The following is a 17,068-nucleotide window of genomic DNA, read 5'->3' on the forward strand; positions in this document are numbered from 1 at the left end:
CCACCAGATGGACGCTCACTAAAAGCGAGGGCGATCAGCAACATGCCGGCATTTCGCTTCGAAGCCATCGACGCCACGGGCAAAGCGCAAAAAGGCGTGCTCGACGCGGACAGCGCGCGCGGCGCGCGCGCGTTGCTGCGCGGCCAGGGCCTGACTCCGCTCGTGGTCGAAGCCGCCGCGAGCCGCACGCGCGGCGCGCGAGCGCAGCGGCTCGCAATCGGACGCAAACTCTCGCAGCGCGAGCAGGCCATCCTCACGCGTCAGCTCGCCAGTCTGCTGGTGGCGGGCTTGCCGCTTGGCGAGGCGCTTGCGGTGCTCACCGAGCAGTCCGAGCGCGACTACATCCGGGAACTGATGGCGGCGATTCGCGCCGAGGTGCTCGGCGGCCATTCGCTTGCCAGCGCGCTCGAGCAGCATCCGCGCGACTTCCCGGACATCTACCGCGCGCTCGTGGCCGCGGGCGAACACACCGGCAAGCTCGGCATCGTGCTTTCGCGTCTGGCCGACTACATCGAGCAGCGCAACGCGCTCAAGCAGAAGATCGTGCTCGCCTTTACCTACCCGACGATCGTCACGATCATCGCGTTCGGCATCGTCACGTTTCTGCTGAGCTACGTGGTGCCGCAAGTGGTGAACGTATTTGCGAGTACGAAGCAGCAACTGCCCTTCCTCACCATTGTGATGATGGCGCTTTCGGGTTTCGTGCGGCAATGGTGGTGGGCGGTGCTGATCGCCGTGGCGGTGGTGGCGTGGATCGTGCGCGCGACCTTGCGCCGGCCCGGCCCGCGTCTCGCGTTCGACCGCTGGATGCTGACCGCGCCGCTCGCGGGCAAGCTCGTGCGTGGCTACAACACCGTGCGCTTTGCGAGCACGCTTGGCATTTTGAGTGCGGCGGGCGTGCCGATCCTGCGCGCGCTGCAGGCGGCGGGAGAGACACTCTCAAACAAGGCGATGCGCACCAACATCGACGAAGCCATCGTGCGTGTGCGCGAAGGCACGTCGCTTTCTCGCGCGCTAGGCAATACGAAGACGTTTCCGCCCGTGCTCGTGCACCTGATCCGCTCCGGTGAGGCGACCGGCGACGTGACGACCATGCTCGACCGCGCAGCCGAAGGCGAAGCGCGCGAACTGGAGCGGCGCACGATGTTCCTCACGAGCCTGCTGGAACCGCTGCTGATTCTGGCGATGGGGGGCGTGGTGCTCGTGATCGTGCTCGCGGTGATGCTGCCGATCATCGAGCTGAACAACCTCGTGCAGTAAGGCGTACGAACTGCGCGAGGCGCCCGGCACGAAGCCGGGCGCGCGCAACTCAGCGCACGTAGATGGTGGGACCGGCTGCGTTGGGCGGCAGGAAGATTTCGGAGTGCACGCCGTTGCGGTCGATGACGATCGAGCGGGGACGCACTTCGAAGAGTTTCGAGTTCTGGTCGATCGGGCCGCCGAGCGAGATGGCTCGCGGCGGTTCGCCGCCGACGCTCACGATGGCCGCGGCGCCCTGCGCGAGCGCGAGGATGCCAAAGAGGTGGATGTCTTGCACGGGATTGCGTTCGAGCCTGCCGCCGAACAGCGTGCCGGCCTGGTCGAGCGAGACCGGCGGCTGAGCGGCGGCTGCCTGCACCGGCGCCGCGCGGTTCGTGGCGAGGGTGATCGTCCACCACGTGGCCGTGGCGCAGAACACCGCAAACGCGGCGAGGGAAAGAAGGCGGATTTGCAGTGGGTTCATGCGCCCATTGTACGAAGGTTTATGAAATTTTTGATGTACGCGTTTGCCATGCCCGCAAGGCGTCGGAAAGGCGTCATCGTGTGACATTACAATGACCCGTCATGCGTGCGAGGGCCCAGCCGCTACAAGCGACGGGTTCGATTGCAGGCAGGACGAAGCGCGGCGCACGAGCGTGCACCGCAACCATATCTAGCGAGGGAGGAAAGAACTCATGTCCATGTGGACCCAGCGTCGTGCCGAAATGGAAGTCACGCGCGCGCGCCGCCAACGCGGCTTCACGCTCATCGAAATCATGGTCGTGATCGCGATTCTCGGCATTCTTGCTGCGTTGATCGTGCCGAAGATCATGAGCCGTCCCGATGAAGCGCGCCGCGTCGCCGCGCGCCAGGACATCGGCACGATCATGCAGGCGATGAAGCTCTACCGCCTCGACAACGGCCGCTATCCGACCCAGGACCAGGGGCTGCAGGCGCTCGTGCAAAAGCCGACCACGGACCCCGAGCCGAACAACTGGAAGGACGGCGGCTATCTGGAGCGCCTGCCCAATGACCCGTGGGGCAATCCGTACCAGTACCTGAATCCGGGCGTGCATGGCGAGATCGACGTATTCAGCTATGGCGCCGACGGCAAACCAGGCGGCGAAGGCAACGACGCCGACGTCGGGTCCTGGCAATAAGTCATCCGCCACGCTGCATCCATGACACCGAGCCGCCTCTCCCCTCGCCGGGACCGTCAATCGCCACGCGCCGCGCGCGCGGCGGGCTTCACGCTGCTCGAAATGCTCGTGGTGCTGCTGATCGCGGGGATTCTCATCTCGCTCGCTTCGCTCACCCTTACGCGCAATCCGCGCACCGACCTGAATGAAGAAGCGCAGCGGCTCGCGCTCCTGTTCGAATCGGCGGGCGACGAGGCGCAGGTACGGGCGCGCCCCATTGCATGGCAGCCACTCACGGGCGGTTTCCGCTTCGATGTGCATACGGAAGACGGCTGGCGTCCGCTGCGTGACGATCTGCTCGGACCGCGCCAATGGGAAGGCGGCGTGACCGGCGTGGCGATCACCTACCCCGGCGGAAACGACACGCAGGCAAACCGGCTCATCTTCGGTACCGAAGCCGTGGACGTGCCGGTGCAGGTCACACTCTTTTCGGCAGCCGGCCGCGCGACGATCGTCGGCACCGGCACCGGCCGCTTCGAGGTGCGCTGAGATGCGTTTCTCGATGCGTGGAGGAAGGCGCGGCCACAGCGCTTGTCTGGATCGTGCGGAGCGACCGGTGCGACCGGTACAAGCGCGCGGCTTCACGATGATCGAAGTATTGGTTGCGCTCGCAATCATTGCGATTGCGCTGGCCGCGTCGCTGCGCGCCGTGGGCAGCCTCGCCGCGAGCGAAGCCGATTTGCACGACCGCCTGCTTGCGGGCTGGAGTGCGGACAACACGCTTGCGCAACTGCGTCTCGTGCATGCGTGGCCCGATCTGGGCGAGAGCAGCTTCGACTGCTCGCAGGGCAATCTGCGGCTGACCTGCACGCAGCATGTCGCGGCAACGCCCAACCCCGTTTTTCGGCGCGTGGAGGTGTCGGTGACGACGCCCGGCCGCTCCGGCAATCTCGCGCAACTCGTCACGGTGCTCGCCAATGAGACGAACCGCTCGTTGTGACCGCGTGTGCGTCGCCTCGTCAGCGCGCGGCTTCACGCTGATCGAGCTGCTCGTTGCGATCGCCATCATGGCCGTGGTGGCGATCCTCTCGTGGCGCGGTCTCGACGAGATCGTACGCGGGCGCGAGACCATCACGCGCTCGATGGCGGAAGAGCGCGTGTTCGCGCAGATGTTCGACCAGATGCGCATCGACTTGCGCGAAGCCGCCTCCGACGATGAAGCGGGCGGCGTCGCCATCTCGCTCGACGGCGGCGCGCTGCAGATCGTGCGCGCGTTCGCGATGCCGCCGGGCGCGGCGCCCCGACTGCAAGTGGTGCGTTACCGCGTGTCGGCCGGCCAGGTGGTGCGCTACGCGTCGCCGCCGCTTGCCAATCTCGGGGAACTACGGCGTGCGCTGCGCGGCGGCGAAGGCGACAACTGGGGCGCGTTGCCGATGATGAGCGGCGTGGACGTCATCAACGCGCTCCTGTACGTGCCGAAGACAGGGTGGACTGCGAACATGCAGGACGTTCGCTCGCAGGTGACGGGCAACAACAACGACCTCAAGGTGCCGCAGCTCGGCAACGCGCCGCTGCCGCGCGCGGTGACTGGGGTACAGGTGAGCGTGGGGTCGCATTCGCTCGAGCAGCCGGTGACCCGTGTGTTTCTGGTGGGGGAATGACGTTGCGCACACAACGAACCTCCACACGGCAAGCCAGCAAAGCCAGGCGACCCCGCCGCTCCACGCGCGCACGGCGCGGGGCGGCCATCATCAGCGCGCTGCTCGTCGTTGCGCTTTCGGCGATCATCGTCTCGGGCATGCTGTGGCGCCAGCAGGTGCAGTTGCGGCGCATCGAGAATCAACGGCTGCTCGCGCAGGCGCAATGGATCGCGCGCGCTTCGCTCGACTGGACGCGCCTCGTGTTGCGCTCCGAGGCGGATACGTCGGCGGGCATCACGTATCTTGGCGGCGCGTGGGGCGTGCCGCTCGCGCGAACGCGCCTGTCCGACTTTCTCGGCCAGATTGGCGACCCACGCGCGCAACAGGGCGCGGATACCTGGCTTTCCGGTTCGATAGAAGACGCCCAGGCGCGCTTCAATCTGCGCAATCTCGTGGCGAGCAGCGCGCCGGGCTCGCTGCAGCTTAACGTCACGGAGATCGAGGCGTTCGCGCGCCTGCTGCAGATTCTCGGCCTCGACCAGTCGCTCGCGAAGAACACTGCGGTGTACCTGCGCTCGGGGCTGGCCTACTCGGCCACGCGCTTCCAGACGCAAACCGCCACGACGAACACCGGGTCGCAAACCGAGGTGCTCGCAGGCGGCGGTTCGACCGGTGGCGGGAACTACACCGACAACCCCGGCCTGTCTGACGAGAACAACGACAGCGGCGTCGCCCCGCTCCTGATGACGAGCGTCGATGCGCTCCTCGATGTGCCCGGCTTCACGCCCGACGCCGTCGCGCGGCTGCGCCCGTTCGTGACGATTCTGCCCACCGTCACGCCCGTGAACATGAACACGGCGAGCGCCGAGGTGATCGCCTCCGTCGTGACGGGCATGAGCCTTTCGAACGCGCAGGCCCTCGTCGCGCATCGCCAGAGCGTGTTTTTCCGCAACGTGAGCGACGTGCAGCTCGCGCTCGAAGGCGTGGGCGTGAAGCAGGTCTCGATCGACACCACGCAGATCGACGTCAACACGAGTTATTTTCTGGTACATGGGCGCGTGCAGCACGAGCGCGCCGAGGTGGACCGCACGACACTTGTCTGGCGCGATCCGCTCACCCATACGACGCGGATCGTGCGCGTTAGCGACGAACCATGAATCCGTTCCCGACCAACATCGAAAAGAGGTGCGTTTGAGCACGCTGATCGTTCTCATGCCGCCCCGCGACCCGGCGGTCCACTCGCAGGAATGGCAACTGCCGGAACTGCCGTTCGTGCTGCTCGACAAGGCGGGCAACACGCAGCGCGCGGGCCGTTCGGCGCTGGGGCTGTTGCCGAAGGCCTCGACCACTATCCTGCTGATCGCCGCACGCGACCTGCTCATGCTCGCCGCCACCGTGCCGCCGCTCAGGGGGCCGCGGCTGCGTCAGGCGCTGCCGAACGTGGTCGAAGATCATCTGATCCAGGACGCGCAGACCTGTCACCTCGCACTCGACCCGAAGCGCCTCGCCGATGGCCGCCAGGTCGTAGCCGCCATCGATCGAGGCTGGTTCCGCTTTCTCCTGGAAGGCTTTACCGCCGCAGGGCACCGCAATCTGCGCGCTGTTCCGGTGGCGCGCTGCCTGCCGGCCGCGCAGGCGATGGAGGTCGAGGTGGCTCATGAGGCACAAGCGACGGAGCCTGCCGGGCGCGCAGAGCCGGGCGTAGCGTCCGATGCCGCGGCTCCCGCCACGCCCGCGTTGGAACCCGTGACGGCATGCGTGCTGGGCCATGTCGTGGCGACCGCCCCCGCGCTGCTGCCCAGCGTCGCGCCGGAGCTCGCGGCCGCCACGTCGGAAGCGTCGCTTGAACTCGCGATCGTGCGCGGCGTGCTTGCGGACGGCTTCGCAGTGCCCGCCGCGAGCGTGGCCGCCACCGTCACGGCGCTCGCCGGCGGCGCGCTGGTGTCGGGCTACGTCCTCACCAACCTGCCGGGCGAGCCCGCGAGCGCGGCCGCACGCGCGTCGCTGGCCTCCGCGCTGCCGGGTGCGCAAACGCTCACGTTCGAGGCGCTCGCGCGGCGCGCGCTCGCCTGCCGCTTCGACCTCTGCCAGTTCGAGTTCGCCTCGCAGCCGTGGCGGCTCGATCGCGCGACGCTGCGCCGTTTGCGCGTGCCGATCGCGCTCGTGGCCGCGTCGCTCGTCGTAGCGGTCGTCGGCGCGAATATCCAGTGGCTCATGATGGCGCGCCAGCGCGACGCGATCAGCGCGCAGATGACCGAACTGCTCCTCAACGCGTTTCCGAAAACGACCGTCGTGCTCGACCCCGCCGGACAAATGGCGCGGCAGTTGCAGCAGTTGCGCCTGGCCGCGGGCGAGCCCTCGCGCGACGACTTCCTCGCGCTTTCCGACGGCCTCGCTCGCTCGCTCGGGCCGGTGCCTGCGAACGGCATCGCGGCACTCGACTATCACGACCGGCGTCTGGACGTGACCTTCAAGCCAGGCGTCAACGTCGACGCCGATCTCGCGAAACGCCTCGCGGGCAACGGCCTTGCGGGCACGATGGATGCCAGTTCGGGCAAGTGGACCATCAGGAGCGCAACGTGAAGACAACGGCTATGAGCGGCGTATTGGCCGAAACCTGGGCGACCTTCTGGGAAGCGCGCACGACGCGCGAAAAGGGGCTGCTCACGTGGGGTGGCGCGGTGCTTGTGCTGGCGATCGGCTGGTCGGTGCTGTGGCAGCCCGCTGCCGACGGCCGCGCGCGCTTGCGTGAGAGTCTGCCCGGCATGCAGCGCCAACTCGCGCAGATGACGGCCGAGGCCGACGAGGCGCGCTCGCTGGCGGGCGCGGCGGCGAGCGTGGCGCCGGGCGGCCAGGCGCTCAAGGATGCGATCACAGCATCGCTGGCCGATCACGCGCTCACGGGGGCGCAGATTCAGCTGATCGGCACGACCGTGCAGGTGCAGATGAAGAATGCGTCGTTCCCGGCGTGGGCCGCGTGGCTCGACGATGTGCGCAAGCAGTTCAAGGTGCAGGTGGTCGAGGCGCACATCACCGCGCTGAAGGCCGATGGCCAGGTCGACTTGACGGCCTCGCTGCAACCGGCGAATACGCACTAAAAAGAAAAAGCGCGCATCGAGAAGCGCGCACTGGGAATCGCCGGAGAAATAAGCAATGAGTTACTGGATGCGGCGCTTGCGCGCCGCGTTGCCCTACGTGATCGTGGGCCTGCTGTCGGGCGCAGCCGTGCTGCTCGCCCGCCTGCCCGCCGCCTGGATTGCGCCGCAGTTTGCGCGCGCGACTCAGGGCCACGTGAATCTGATCGACCCGGAAGGCTCGCTCTGGCACGGTTCCGCCACGCTGATGCTCGCTGCGGGCCAGGACGCACGCGGCGCGACGCTGCTGCCGGGGCGCATTGTCTGGCGCACGGCGTTCTGGCCGCTTTTCGTCGCGCGCGTGCGCATGGAAATGCTGCAGACCGAGGCGATGCCCGATGCCGTGACGGTGGATGCGACCTTGCGCGGCGCGAACGTGAGCGCGGGCACGATCGCCGTGCCGGCCTCACTGCTCGCGGGCCTCGGCGCGCCCTTCAACACGCTCGATCTGGACGGCAAGGTGCGGCTTGCGTGGAGCCCTTGGCGCATGTTCGGCACGGATGCGTTCGGCCGGCTGACCGTGTCGCTCGCCGACATGAGCTCGCGCGTTTCGCTCGTGAAGCCGCTCGGCACGTATCAGGTGGTATTGCAGGCACAAGGGGCGACGTCGACGCTCGATCTCTCGACGCAAAAAGGCCCGCTCATGCTCGAGGGGCGTGGCTCGTTCTCGCGCACGTTCGCCTCGTTCCAGGGCACCGCGAGCGCGACGCCGGATCAACGCGACAATCTGGCGGGCCTGCTGAATCTGCTGGGCCGGCCGATCGGGCCGGGAACCGTCGCGCTGACATTCATGCGCTGACGTTCGTGGTTTGCGCGTGCGCCCGCCTGAGCGGGCGCGTGCGCATTACTGTGGCTGGGCGGCCGCAGCCGCAACTGCCGGCGCGGAAGCTGCCGAAGCCGAGGTCGGCGCGGCGACGCTGCCCGTTTCGCGGTCCATCTGCGAATCATCCCAGCCGCCGCCCAGCGCCTTCACGAGTCCCACCGACGACACCATGCGCTGGCCACCAAGGCTCACGAGCTTTTGCTGCGCGGTGAAGGCCGTGGCCTGCGCGGAAAGCACGTTCTGGAAATCGGTCGTGCCGGCCTTGTACTCGTTCGTCACGATTGCGAGCGCATGTTGCGCCGACTCCACCGCCTGCTGCTGCACGACGATCTCTTGCCCCAGGATGCGCTGCGAAGCGAGGTTGTCTTCCACGTCCTGGAACGCGGCCAGCACCGTTTGCCGATAGGTGGCGACCTGCTGGTCGTAGGCGGCGCGCGCGGCCTCGGTCTGCGCTTTACGCAGTCCAGCGTCGAAGATCGTGCCGGCAAGCGACGGCCCGAGTGTCCAGAAGCGCGAGGGCAACTGCAGCAGCTGTGACATCACCGAGCTTTCGAAACCGCCGCTCGCGGAAAGCGTGAGCGTCGGGAAGTACGCCGCGATGGCGACGCCGATCTGCTCGTTGGCGGACGCCGCCTTGCGCTCTGCCGAGGCGATGTCGGGCCTGCGCTCGAGCAACGCGGACGGCATGGCGAGCGGCACCGTAGGCGGCGTGGCGGTGAGCGGCGACGCCGGGATCGAGAAAGTGGAGGCGGGCTGGCCGACCAGCACGGCGATCGCATGCTCGTCCTGGGCGCGCGCCACACCATTGTCGATCGCCGAAGCCTGGGCGGACTGCAGTTGCGTTTGCGCCTGGATCACGTCGGCGCGGCCCGCCACCCCTTGGGCGTACTGATTCTGCGTGAGCTGCAGCGACTTCTGATACGCCACGACCGTGTCGTCGAGCAGCTTCTGCTGCGCGTCGAGCGAGCGCAACGTGAAGTAAGTCTGCGCGAGCGTGGCCTGGGCCGACAGGCGCGCGTTCGCGAGATCGGCGGCGGCGCCCTGCTGGCCCGCCTCCTGCGAGCTGACGGTGCGGCTCACTTTGCCCCAGAGGTCGGGTTCCCAGGTGGCGTCGAGCCCGAGGCTGACGTTGTTGTTGATGGTGCCGCTCGACAACCCGCCGCTCGAATTGGCCACGCGCGTGGGCGTGTACGAGCGCGTGCCCGAGAACGTACCGCTGATCACCGGAAAGTACGCGGCGCGGGCCTCGCCCACGAGCGCACGCGCCTGGCGATACGCGGCGGCGTATTGCGCAACGGTCTGATTGCTGGTGTTGAGCTGATCCATCAGCGCATTGAGTTGCGCATCGTCATAGATCAGCCACCAGGCGCCGCGGTCGGCGATATCGGCGGGTTGCGCGACCTTCCAGCCTTCGGGTGCTTCCTTGAACGAAGCAGGGACGGCGGCGCTGGGCCGGTGATAGTCGGGGCCGACGGCACAGCCGCTCAGCTGGAAGGTGAGCGCGGCGGCGGCGCACAGCGCCAACATGGAAAGCGGCGTGGGCGCGCGGCGCGCCACGGACCCGGCGGATCCAATGGAGGCGCCGGGGCGGACGAAACGGCAAGGCATGCAAGGATTCCTGTCGATGCAACCGGCGCGCCGTCAGGCGGCCGGGCGCGCACGGGGTTGTCGCGTTGCGGCAATGGTAGCGCACGCGCTAGTCATTACACGGAATCCGAAAGCTTACGCGTTGGAAGGGTTCGCGGGTGTTACGGCGTGAGGCGCGCAGGTTACGCGTCGTTACGGCGGCGCTTCGCGGCGCGGCAGGCGAGCTGGGCGCCTGCGCACGTTCCCGCGGTTGCCGCTGGTGCGTTCACGGGCGTGGCCGGCACGACAGCCCCTGGCGCTTCGGCTTCTTGCTGCGTGCGCCGACGCTGCGCCCACACCACGGCCACGACCGCGATCGAGCCGCCCGGCAGCGCAAACATGGCCGCATACAACGCGAGCTTGCGCGAGCGCGCCCACCACGAACCGGTGCCGGCCTTCGCGAAAGCGAGGCGTGCGGTGTCGGTGATGGAGCGGCCAAGGCCGCCAAGCGCGTTGATCAGGTAAAGCATGATGCCCGAACGGTCGATTGTAGAAGAATGAAACTGGTTGCCTGTCATAATATTGACTATGCAATCAAATCACAACATACTTCGCAACGCATCAATGCAACTGTTGTTTTTACACGCCGATCACCAAAGCAGCGACGGTTGCCTGATGTATCTGCCTGAGCAGCTAAATAACCCGTTATAATCCGCTCGTTTTCTGAACGGCTGCAAAGCGAACTGCCATGAGCGACGGTCCTTTCGTCCCGACCAGGCTGGGCGTCGAGCCAAGTCTCGGCTATTTCCTCTCGACTGCGCGCAATGTGCTGGCCGGGCGCATCGACCGGGCGGTTGCGCCGCTCGGGCTCACATCGTCGCAAATCGGTGTGATCCTTTTATTGTGGTTCGAGCGCGCTAGCACGCCGAACGAGATGTCGCGCGCGCTCTCGTACGACACCGGCTCCATGACGCGCATGCTCGACCGGCTCGAGAAAAAGGGCTTTCTCGAGCGGCGGCGCAGCCAGGCGGATCGCCGGGTCGTGGAACTCGCATTGACGGATCAGGGGCGCACTGCGGCGCAGCAATTGCCCGACCTGATCGCCGCGGAGATGTCCGAGCAGTTGCGTGGCTTCGCTCCGGAAGAAGTCGCGACGCTCGTCCATTTGCTGCAGCGCTTCATCGCAAATGACGGTTCGACCACGCCGCTATGCGCACCAATGGAAGACGCCGGCAACGATGCGCAAGCGCCAGCGCAGGAAAGCGGCGACTAGAAAGGTGGCGCGGTGCGCCGCAGCGCAGCATAGGGCGTAGTTTGATTCAATCCCTGTCTGGGCAGAAAATGCACAGACACGAATTAGCAAGCTGGTATGCGCTGCGCTTCGGGTGCAGCGGCAACGGCCGGCCCAACAAGGACACGCAACATGGCAGCTTCCCCCACGGTGCCCGTGCAGGCCGAACCCGCACCGTTTTCCGGCGGCACGCTCGCGCTCCTCACAGTCGGGCTCGCGCTCGGGACCTTCATGGAGGTGCTGGACACCTCGATCGCCAACGTAGCGGTGCCGACCATCTCGGGCAACCTGGGTGTCGCCAACAGCGAAGGCACGTGGGTCATCTCGTCGTATTCGGTAGCCTCCACGATTGCCGTGCCGCTTACCGGATGGCTCGCGCGCCGCGTGGGCGAAGTGCGCCTTTTCACGCTCTCCGTGCTGTTGTTCACGCTGGCCTCAGCCGCATGCGGCTTCGCGACGAACTTCGAAACCCTCATCGCATTTCGTCTCGTGCAAGGGCTCGTTTCCGGGCCGATGGTCCCCCTGTCGCAGACCATCCTCATGCGCTCCTACCCGCCTGCCAAACGCGGACTCGCGCTCGGCCTCTGGGCGATGACCGTGATCGTCGCGCCCATCTTCGGACCGGTGATGGGTGGCTGGATCACCGACAACTACACGTGGCCGTGGATCTTCTACATCAACGTGCCGATCGGCCTTTTCTCGGGCATCTGCGCGTATCTGCTGCTGCGCGGGCGCGAGACGAAGACAACGAAGCAGCGTATCGACGCCGTGGGCCTCGCGCTCCTAGTGACCGGCGTGTCGTGCCTGCAGATGATGCTCGACCTCGGCAAGGACCGCGACTGGTTCAACTCGACGTTCATCGTCACGCTCGCGATCATCGCGGTGGTTGCGCTCGCGTTCATGCTTGTGTGGGAGGCGACGGAAAAGGAGCCAGTGGTCGATCTATCGCTGTTTCGCGACCGCAACTTCGCGCTCGGCGCCATGATCATCTCATTCGGCTTCATGGCCTTTTTCGGTTCGGTGGTGATCTTCCCGCTCTGGCTGCAAACGGTCATGGGCTATACCGCGGGCCTCGCAGGTCTGGCCACCGCGCCGGTGGGCCTGCTCGCGCTCGTGCTTTCGCCGCTCATCGGGCGCAACATGCACCGGCTCGATCTGCGCATGGTCGCAAGCTTCGCGTTCGTCGTATTCGCGCTCGTCTCGCTGTGGAACTCGACGTTCACACTCGATGTGCCGTTCAACCATGTGATCCTGCCGCGTCTCGTGCAGGGTATTGGCGTGGCCTGCTTCTTCGTGCCGATGACGACCATTACGCTCTCGAGCGTTCCCGACGAGCGGCTCGCGAGCGCCTCGGGCCTTTCGAATTTTCTGCGCACGCTTTCGGGCGCGATCGGCACGGCGGTGAGCACGACGTTCTGGGAAGATGCTGCGATTTATCACCATGCCGTGCTGTCGGAATCGGTGAGCCAGTATTCGCCGAACACGATTGCCTACAAGGACGCACTCGCAAACCTCGGCTTCGCAGGTGAAAGTTTGACCGCCAAGCTCAACGACGTCGTGACGACGCAAGGCTACATGATGGCCACCAACGACTTCTTCCGCATTTCCTGCGCGATGTTCGTCGTGCTGGCGCTGCTGGTGTGGGTGACGAAACCGAAAAAAGGCGCGGGACCGGCAATGGGTCATTGACGGTCCCGCGAAACGCCGCCCGCGCAAGACGGCGGGCGACAGGGTGCGCGTTGCGTTACTGCTGCATCATTGACGCTGCGTGATGCCGCTCGTTTGAATTTCGACGCGGCGATTCTTCGCGCGGCCCTCGGGCGTGGCGTTCGACGCGACCGGGTTCGAGAAGCCGTAGCCGTGTACTTCGTATTGGCTGGCGTGCAGGCCGTGCGACTGGAGATAGCTGCGCACGCTCTGTGCGCGACGCAGCGAAAGCCGGTCGTTATAGGCCTTCGAGCCCACCGAGTCGGTGTAGCCGTTGATCACGATCGCGCCGATGTTCACGCTGTCGCTTTCCTGGATGAACTGGTCGAGCGTCTGCTTGCCCGCGGGCAGCAGATCGGCCTTGTCGAACGCGAAGTTGGCGTCGGCGTTGAGGGTGATCGTGCGCGGCTGAACCTGGGGAGCCGGAACCGGCGCTTGCACGACCGGCGCGGGCGGCGGGGCCGGCGGCTGCGGCGTCTGGCAGATGAACGTGATTTCACGCGGATCGTCTTCCGGCTTGAACCCGGAAGCGGCGCGATCCACCGACGAGACGCGCAGCGGCGTCTTGGTGCCGCAGACGTCGTTGACCTTCGCCATACAGGTCTTGGAGCTTTCGAACAAGCCGAGGCACTGCACGCGGTACGCCTGCGAGCCGTTGGCCAGCGTGACGACGTCGAGATTGTGGGTGGGGCCTGAGGCGGTAGTACAGCCTGCGGCGGCGACGATTACGATGGCCGCGGCACTGGCGGACAGAAGGCGCAGTTTCATTGTCGATTCGAGTTGTGGATGAGGATGAACGGCCCAGACCACGCAGGCCGAAGCCAGCCCAAGATACGGGCTCCGCAATCCCTCGCTCAATCAGACAATGCCTAAATCGGCAATAGACGCCTTTCGAAATTCGCTATTCGCAAGTTGCAACGCTGAACGCGCGCCAGTGCTGGCTCAACCTGGCGCGCCCTGAGTCAAGTGCAGCGATCCAATCAAAGGTCACTGCGCGCTCGAGGCCGGCTCGGCCGCCGCCGCGCCACTTACGCCAGCCGTGTCGCCACCTGCGCCCGTGGTCGTGTCGCCGGGAATGGGCGCGTCGACGCCCGTGCGCACATACTGCTTGAACGCCGCGCCCGCCGACCAGGGGTTGGGCTTGCAGCCGAGCGAGCTGTCGCAGTGCGCGGCGAAGCCGATCGTGGCCGTGCCGTCGGGGTTGGCGGACTTCGTGATTTCATAGGCGAGCAGACGGCGGCCGCCGCCCGGGCCCGAGGTCTGGATCAGCGTGTCGGTGACGGTCTGCACTTCGTACTTCGAATGACTGCGGACCCAGCCCTCTGCGCGTTGCCACCAGAGATCGCATTCGGCCTTGTTCGAGCAGGTGAGCGGCGCGGTCGCGATCTGCATGACGTCGGGATTGACCTGCCCGCGCGACGCGCAGGCCGCAGCCGTCGCGCACAACAGGATCGCAAGCATTCGTTTCATGGCGTGAATTCCTCCCAGATTGAGCCGCGTGGCGCGCGGCCCGTGCATTTTTGATGTTTTCAGCTTCGTTCGCCTGGCGCGCTCGCAGTCAGCGCGGCTCGGTAACGCGGCGCCTACCCTGGTTGGACCGCATCTGCACGCTGGTGTTGCGTGCAAATGCGATGCCTGGAGCAAGCCTGGATGGGATGAGTGCGTCGCAATGGCGCACCGGCGCGCGGCTCAGACGCTGAAGCGATTGAGCGTATAAGCGCGATAGGCGGCGACGAATGCGTCGAATGCTCCGACTTCGTCGCGCTCGAGTTGCGCCTGCTCAGCGAGCGATTCGCGCGCGAGCGTTTCGAACTCCGCCGTGGCCGCCGCGTCGAGCGGGCGCGCGAGGAATTGCGCCGCGTGGCGCTCACTTTGCGCGAGTGCGAATTGCAGGAAGGATTGCTTGTTATCGCGCATGGTTTGAAGCACGCGCGCCGATGGCGTGAGCGACGGGTCGGCCAGCTTCGCGCGCTGTGCCGCGAGCGAGCGCGCATGTTCGTCGCTGCCGTGCGCCGCGTCGAGCACGGCGGCAGCGTGGCCGATCTTCTCGAACAGTTCTTCGGCCCACTTGTGCAGCGGGACGTCCCGGCCGTCGCGCTTGAGCGTGAGACCCGGGCGGCGCCCTTCTTTCGTCACGAGGCCAAAGTTTTCGTTCGATTCGGCGTAGGCGTCGGCAGGCAGGAGCGGACTTTCATCGAGTGCGCACGCGAGCAGATAGGCGTCGAGAAATCGTGCGGTTTCAAGAGCGATGCCGGTCGGCTCGAACGGGTCGATGTCCATGCAGCGCACCTCGACGTACTGCACGCCACGCGCGGCGAGCGCATGCAGCGGCCGCTCGCCTGGATGCGTCACGCGCTTCGGGCGAATCGTCGAGTAGAACTCGTTCTCGATTTGCAGCACGTTCGTGTTGATCTGCACCCATTCGCCGTCGCGATGCGTACCGATCGCCTCGTACGGCGGATACGGCTGGCTCACGGCCTGCGCGAGCGCGTCGAGATAGCCTGCCAGCGTGTCGTAGTCGGCGCGCAAGGCGGACTGGCCCGTCGTGTTCGAGTAGCCGAGATCGCTCATGCGCAGGCTCGTCGCGTATGGCAGATAGAGCGTGTCGGCGTCGAACGCTTCGAGTTTGTGCTCGCGGCCGCGCAGGAAGCGCGCGTCGAGTGCGGGCGAAGCGCCGAACAGGTACATGAGCAGCCAGTTCGTGCGGCGGAAATTGCGGATCAGCGCGAGATAGCGCTCCGACTGATAGTCGGTGAGCGGCGCTGTGGACTGATGATGCGAATGCAGCACGCGCCACACTTCCTCGCTCAGCGAGTAGTTGTAGTGAATGCCGGCGATGCACTGCATCGTGCGCCCGTAGCGCAGCGCGAGACCCATACGGTACACGTACTTCAGGCGGCCGATGTTCGAGCTGCCATAGCGCGCGATGGGAATGCCGTCGTCGGTGTCGGGCAAGAGGCCCGGCATCGATTCGTTCCAGAGCATTTCGCCGTCACGCGCGAGTACGGCGTAGACGTAGCGATGCAGCTCGTCGAGCTTCGCGAGCGTGATCGACGCATCGGTTTCGGCGGGCGTGATGATCTCGATCAGCGCTTCCGAATAGTCGGTGGTCAGCGACGGATGCGTGAGCGCCGAACCGAGCGCCACGGCGTGCGGCGTCATGGCGAGACGGCCGTCGCGCGTTACGCGCAGGCTCTCCTTCTCGATGCCGCGCAGACCGCGCGTAAGCGCGCCGCGATGTGGCCCGTCGCCCAGCACGGAAAGGCGCTGTGCGAGAACGTCGTTCGTGCGTGTTGAGATCGTGTCTGACATGGAGGCAAGTCGGGCTCGGGCCGGCTGCGCGGTGCTGCGAGCGCTCGCCGGCCGGGATTCTTTTCGGTAGCGGGCACTTTAACATCTCGCCGAAAGCCCTGCTTGGGCCTGCCTCGGGTGGGGTTTTGACCTGCCTTCACGCACTTGCCTGCGGGGCGGCGCCCTGTTCCCTGCGCTGCCTTGCGTCGCCCTAGCCGCCGCGCGCCGCGCCCGCGCGATCGGCGATCTCGTTCCACAAATGCATGGCCGCGTAGGCTCGCCAGGGGCTCCATGTATCGGTGCGGGTGCGCTGTTGGGTCGCGCGCACAAGGGCCGGGTCGCGTGCCGCGATGGCCTGCATGAGCACCAGATCGGTCGCGGGCCACGCATTCGCGTCGCGCCACGCGCGCATTGCGACGTATTCAACGGTCCACGGGCCAATGCCAGGCAGCGCCAGCAGCGCGGCGCGCATCGCGTCGAGGTCGGCGGGCGCTTGCGCGATAGCGTCGATTTGTCTGTTTTGACGCTTGCTGCGCGGCTTGTTCTGATCGTTTTCTGCTTTCTCTGCGTAAGCGCGTTCGATCTTCACCGCCCCGCTCGCCACGGCCTGCGCGAAGCCTTGTAGCGCGGCCACGCGCTTGCCCGGCATGCCGATGCCCGCGAGGTCGGCGGCGGCGAGCGCGGCGGGCGTGGGAAAGCGCCACGCCGTGCGCGCGTGCCTATGATCGTCGATGCGCTTGCCCACGCGTTCGACGAGGCGCCCGACGATCGTCGTCGCCGCTTTCACGCTAACTTGCTGGCCGACGATCGCGCGCACCACCAGTTCAAAGCCCGACCACGCGCCGGGTACGCGAAGCCCCGGCACGGCTGCGACGAGCGGCGCAAGCCACGGATCGCAGCTCAGGTGCGCGGCAACTGCGGCAGGATCGGCGTGCACGTCGAACATGCGCGAGAGGGGCGCTGCGAGCGCCGCCGCGTGCGCGCTCACAGCACCGTCGATCTGCACGACGAGGCAATGCTTGCGCGCGTGACGGCGCACGGCGAGCGTGCCGCTTGCGCCATTGAAGTCGATTGCGCGCAGCCATGCGCCGTCCTCCACCGCTTCGACGCCCGGCGTGGCGCGGCCGCTGAAAAAGCGCAGGACGCGTGGCCAGTCATAGGGCGCGCGAAACGGCAGTTCGAGCGTGGCGCTCTGTGTGTGCGCCTCGGATTGTGCTTCGGTTTGTGGGGCAATGGCG

18 protein-coding genes are annotated in these 17,068 nt (G+C 66.6%); 11 read left to right on the forward strand and 7 right to left on the reverse strand.

The genetic code is table 11. The annotated features are described in order from the left end of the window. The first annotated feature begins 42 nt into the window (after positions 1-42). The gene (gene gspF / locus FAZ97_RS14305) at positions 43-1,260 is read left to right on the forward strand and encodes a type II secretion system inner membrane protein GspF (protein ID WP_158758970.1); all 1,218 of its coding nucleotides are present in this window, start codon (positions 43-45) and stop codon (positions 1,258-1,260) included. A 49-nt stretch (positions 1,261-1,309) separates the two neighbouring features. Here the strand turns inward: gspF and FAZ97_RS14310 are convergent, their stop codons facing one another. Further along, positions 1,310-1,723, reverse strand: a complete 414-nt coding sequence (locus FAZ97_RS14310; RefSeq protein ID WP_158758971.1) for a general secretion pathway protein GspC — start codon at positions 1,721-1,723, stop codon at positions 1,310-1,312. 211 nt (positions 1,724-1,934) lie between these two features. Between FAZ97_RS14310 and gspG the strand changes: the two genes are divergently transcribed. The 8 genes from gspG to FAZ97_RS14350 all read left to right on the forward strand — a co-directional run bounded on the left by gspG (position 1,935) and on the right by FAZ97_RS14350 (position 7,951). After that, a complete protein-coding gene (gene gspG, locus FAZ97_RS14315) occupies positions 1,935-2,399 on the forward strand; it encodes a type II secretion system major pseudopilin GspG (protein ID WP_158758972.1) in 465 nt (154 codons plus the stop codon). A 21-nt stretch (positions 2,400-2,420) separates the two neighbouring features. Beyond that, positions 2,421-2,927: a GspH/FimT family pseudopilin gene (locus tag FAZ97_RS14320; RefSeq protein WP_158758973.1), complete on the forward strand. Its 507-nt coding sequence runs from the start codon at positions 2,421-2,423 to the stop codon at positions 2,925-2,927. A 97-nt stretch (positions 2,928-3,024) separates the two neighbouring features. Further along, positions 3,025-3,378: a type II secretion system minor pseudopilin GspI gene (gspI, locus tag FAZ97_RS14325; RefSeq protein WP_233271690.1), complete on the forward strand. Its 354-nt coding sequence runs from the start codon at positions 3,025-3,027 to the stop codon at positions 3,376-3,378. Beyond that, positions 3,356-4,039, forward strand: coding sequence for a PulJ/GspJ family protein (locus FAZ97_RS14330; protein ID WP_158758975.1), 684 nt, complete (start codon positions 3,356-3,358; stop codon positions 4,037-4,039). The genes gspI and FAZ97_RS14330 overlap by 23 nt, the downstream gene beginning before the upstream one ends. After that, positions 4,036-5,175, forward strand: a complete 1,140-nt coding sequence (gene gspK, locus FAZ97_RS14335) for a type II secretion system minor pseudopilin GspK (protein ID WP_158758976.1) — start codon at positions 4,036-4,038, stop codon at positions 5,173-5,175. The genes FAZ97_RS14330 and gspK overlap by 4 nt, the downstream gene beginning before the upstream one ends. A gap of 34 nt (positions 5,176-5,209) precedes the next feature. Further along, positions 5,210-6,601: a type II secretion system protein GspL gene (gspL, locus tag FAZ97_RS14340; protein ID WP_158758977.1), complete on the forward strand. Its 1,392-nt coding sequence runs from the start codon at positions 5,210-5,212 to the stop codon at positions 6,599-6,601. An 11-nt stretch (positions 6,602-6,612) separates the two neighbouring features. Next, positions 6,613-7,116, forward strand: coding sequence for a type II secretion system protein M (locus FAZ97_RS14345; RefSeq protein ID WP_158759181.1), 504 nt, complete (start codon positions 6,613-6,615; stop codon positions 7,114-7,116). Between the two features lie 55 nt (positions 7,117-7,171). After that, on the forward strand, positions 7,172-7,951 hold the full coding sequence (locus FAZ97_RS14350) for a type II secretion system protein N (RefSeq protein WP_158758978.1): 780 nt from the start codon (positions 7,172-7,174) through the stop codon (positions 7,949-7,951). A 45-nt stretch (positions 7,952-7,996) separates the two neighbouring features. On the opposite strand, the gene FAZ97_RS14355 is transcribed toward FAZ97_RS14350, so the two are convergent. Together FAZ97_RS14355 and FAZ97_RS14360 are read right to left on the reverse strand one after the other, a co-directional pair. Next, the gene (locus tag FAZ97_RS14355; RefSeq protein WP_233271691.1) at positions 7,997-9,502 is read right to left on the reverse strand and encodes an efflux transporter outer membrane subunit; all 1,506 of its coding nucleotides are present in this window, start codon (positions 9,500-9,502) and stop codon (positions 7,997-7,999) included. Between the two features lie 242 nt (positions 9,503-9,744). Beyond that, a complete protein-coding gene (locus FAZ97_RS14360) occupies positions 9,745-10,071 on the reverse strand; it encodes a hypothetical protein (protein ID WP_158758980.1) in 327 nt (108 codons plus the stop codon). Positions 10,072-10,289: 218 nt separating this feature from the next. Between FAZ97_RS14360 and FAZ97_RS14365 the strand changes: the two genes are divergently transcribed. Then, on the forward strand, positions 10,290-10,814 hold the full coding sequence (locus FAZ97_RS14365) for a MarR family winged helix-turn-helix transcriptional regulator (protein WP_158758981.1): 525 nt from the start codon (positions 10,290-10,292) through the stop codon (positions 10,812-10,814). Between the two features lie 150 nt (positions 10,815-10,964). Further along, positions 10,965-12,521, forward strand: a complete 1,557-nt coding sequence (locus FAZ97_RS14370; RefSeq protein ID WP_158758982.1) for a DHA2 family efflux MFS transporter permease subunit — start codon at positions 10,965-10,967, stop codon at positions 12,519-12,521. 66 nt (positions 12,522-12,587) lie between these two features. Here FAZ97_RS14370 and FAZ97_RS14375 read toward each other — a convergent pair whose 3' ends face one another. From FAZ97_RS14375 to FAZ97_RS14390, 4 genes are all read right to left on the reverse strand, one after another. Beyond that, positions 12,588-13,307 carry an OmpA family protein gene (locus FAZ97_RS14375; RefSeq protein ID WP_158758983.1) on the reverse strand — a complete coding sequence of 240 codons (720 nt, stop codon included), beginning with the start codon at positions 13,305-13,307 and terminating at the stop codon, positions 12,588-12,590. Positions 13,308-13,526: 219 nt separating this feature from the next. Then, positions 13,527-14,009, reverse strand: coding sequence for a hypothetical protein (locus FAZ97_RS14380; protein WP_233271595.1), 483 nt, complete (start codon positions 14,007-14,009; stop codon positions 13,527-13,529). 219 nt (positions 14,010-14,228) lie between these two features. Next, positions 14,229-15,851: a glutamate--cysteine ligase gene (gene gshA, locus FAZ97_RS14385; RefSeq protein WP_199272060.1), complete on the reverse strand. Its 1,623-nt coding sequence runs from the start codon at positions 15,849-15,851 to the stop codon at positions 14,229-14,231. Between the two features lie 190 nt (positions 15,852-16,041). Then, positions 16,042-17,064, reverse strand: coding sequence for a DNA-3-methyladenine glycosylase family protein (locus FAZ97_RS14390; protein ID WP_233271692.1), 1,023 nt, complete (start codon positions 17,062-17,064; stop codon positions 16,042-16,044). Positions 17,065-17,068: the final 4 nt, after the last annotated feature.

Source organism: Paraburkholderia acidiphila (assembly GCF_009789655.1).
Lineage (GTDB): Bacteria > Pseudomonadota > Gammaproteobacteria > Burkholderiales > Burkholderiaceae > Paraburkholderia > Paraburkholderia acidiphila.

Excerpts from the sequence above, each read along its gene's own strand:
- gspF (WP_158758970.1), top strand. The coding sequence starts at position 43 with ATGCCGGCATTTCGCTTCGAAGCCATCGACGCCACGGGCAAAGCGCAA.
- gspI (WP_233271690.1), top strand. The coding sequence starts at position 3,025 with ATGATCGAAGTATTGGTTGCGCTCGCAATCATTGCGATTGCGCTGGCC.
- FAZ97_RS14380 (WP_233271595.1), bottom strand. The coding sequence starts at position 14,009 with ATGAAACGAATGCTTGCGATCCTGTTGTGCGCGACGGCTGCGGCCTGC.
- FAZ97_RS14320 (WP_158758973.1), top strand. The coding sequence starts at position 2,421 with ATGACACCGAGCCGCCTCTCCCCTCGCCGGGACCGTCAATCGCCACGC.
- gshA (WP_199272060.1), bottom strand. The coding sequence starts at position 15,851 with ATGTCAGACACGATCTCAACACGCACGAACGACGTTCTCGCACAGCGC.
- FAZ97_RS14365 (WP_158758981.1), top strand. The coding sequence starts at position 10,290 with ATGAGCGACGGTCCTTTCGTCCCGACCAGGCTGGGCGTCGAGCCAAGT.
- FAZ97_RS14375 (WP_158758983.1), bottom strand. The coding sequence starts at position 13,307 with ATGAAACTGCGCCTTCTGTCCGCCAGTGCCGCGGCCATCGTAATCGTC.
- gspG (WP_158758972.1), top strand. The coding sequence starts at position 1,935 with ATGTCCATGTGGACCCAGCGTCGTGCCGAAATGGAAGTCACGCGCGCG.
- FAZ97_RS14350 (WP_158758978.1), top strand. The coding sequence starts at position 7,172 with ATGAGTTACTGGATGCGGCGCTTGCGCGCCGCGTTGCCCTACGTGATC.
- FAZ97_RS14355 (WP_233271691.1), bottom strand. The coding sequence starts at position 9,502 with ATGTTGGCGCTGTGCGCCGCCGCCGCGCTCACCTTCCAGCTGAGCGGC.
- FAZ97_RS14360 (WP_158758980.1), bottom strand. The coding sequence starts at position 10,071 with ATGCTTTACCTGATCAACGCGCTTGGCGGCCTTGGCCGCTCCATCACC.
- FAZ97_RS14370 (WP_158758982.1), top strand. The coding sequence starts at position 10,965 with ATGGCAGCTTCCCCCACGGTGCCCGTGCAGGCCGAACCCGCACCGTTT.
- gspK (WP_158758976.1), top strand. The coding sequence starts at position 4,036 with ATGACGTTGCGCACACAACGAACCTCCACACGGCAAGCCAGCAAAGCC.
- FAZ97_RS14310 (WP_158758971.1), bottom strand. The coding sequence starts at position 1,723 with ATGAACCCACTGCAAATCCGCCTTCTTTCCCTCGCCGCGTTTGCGGTG.
- FAZ97_RS14330 (WP_158758975.1), top strand. The coding sequence starts at position 3,356 with ATGAGACGAACCGCTCGTTGTGACCGCGTGTGCGTCGCCTCGTCAGCG.
- FAZ97_RS14345 (WP_158759181.1), top strand. The coding sequence starts at position 6,613 with ATGAGCGGCGTATTGGCCGAAACCTGGGCGACCTTCTGGGAAGCGCGC.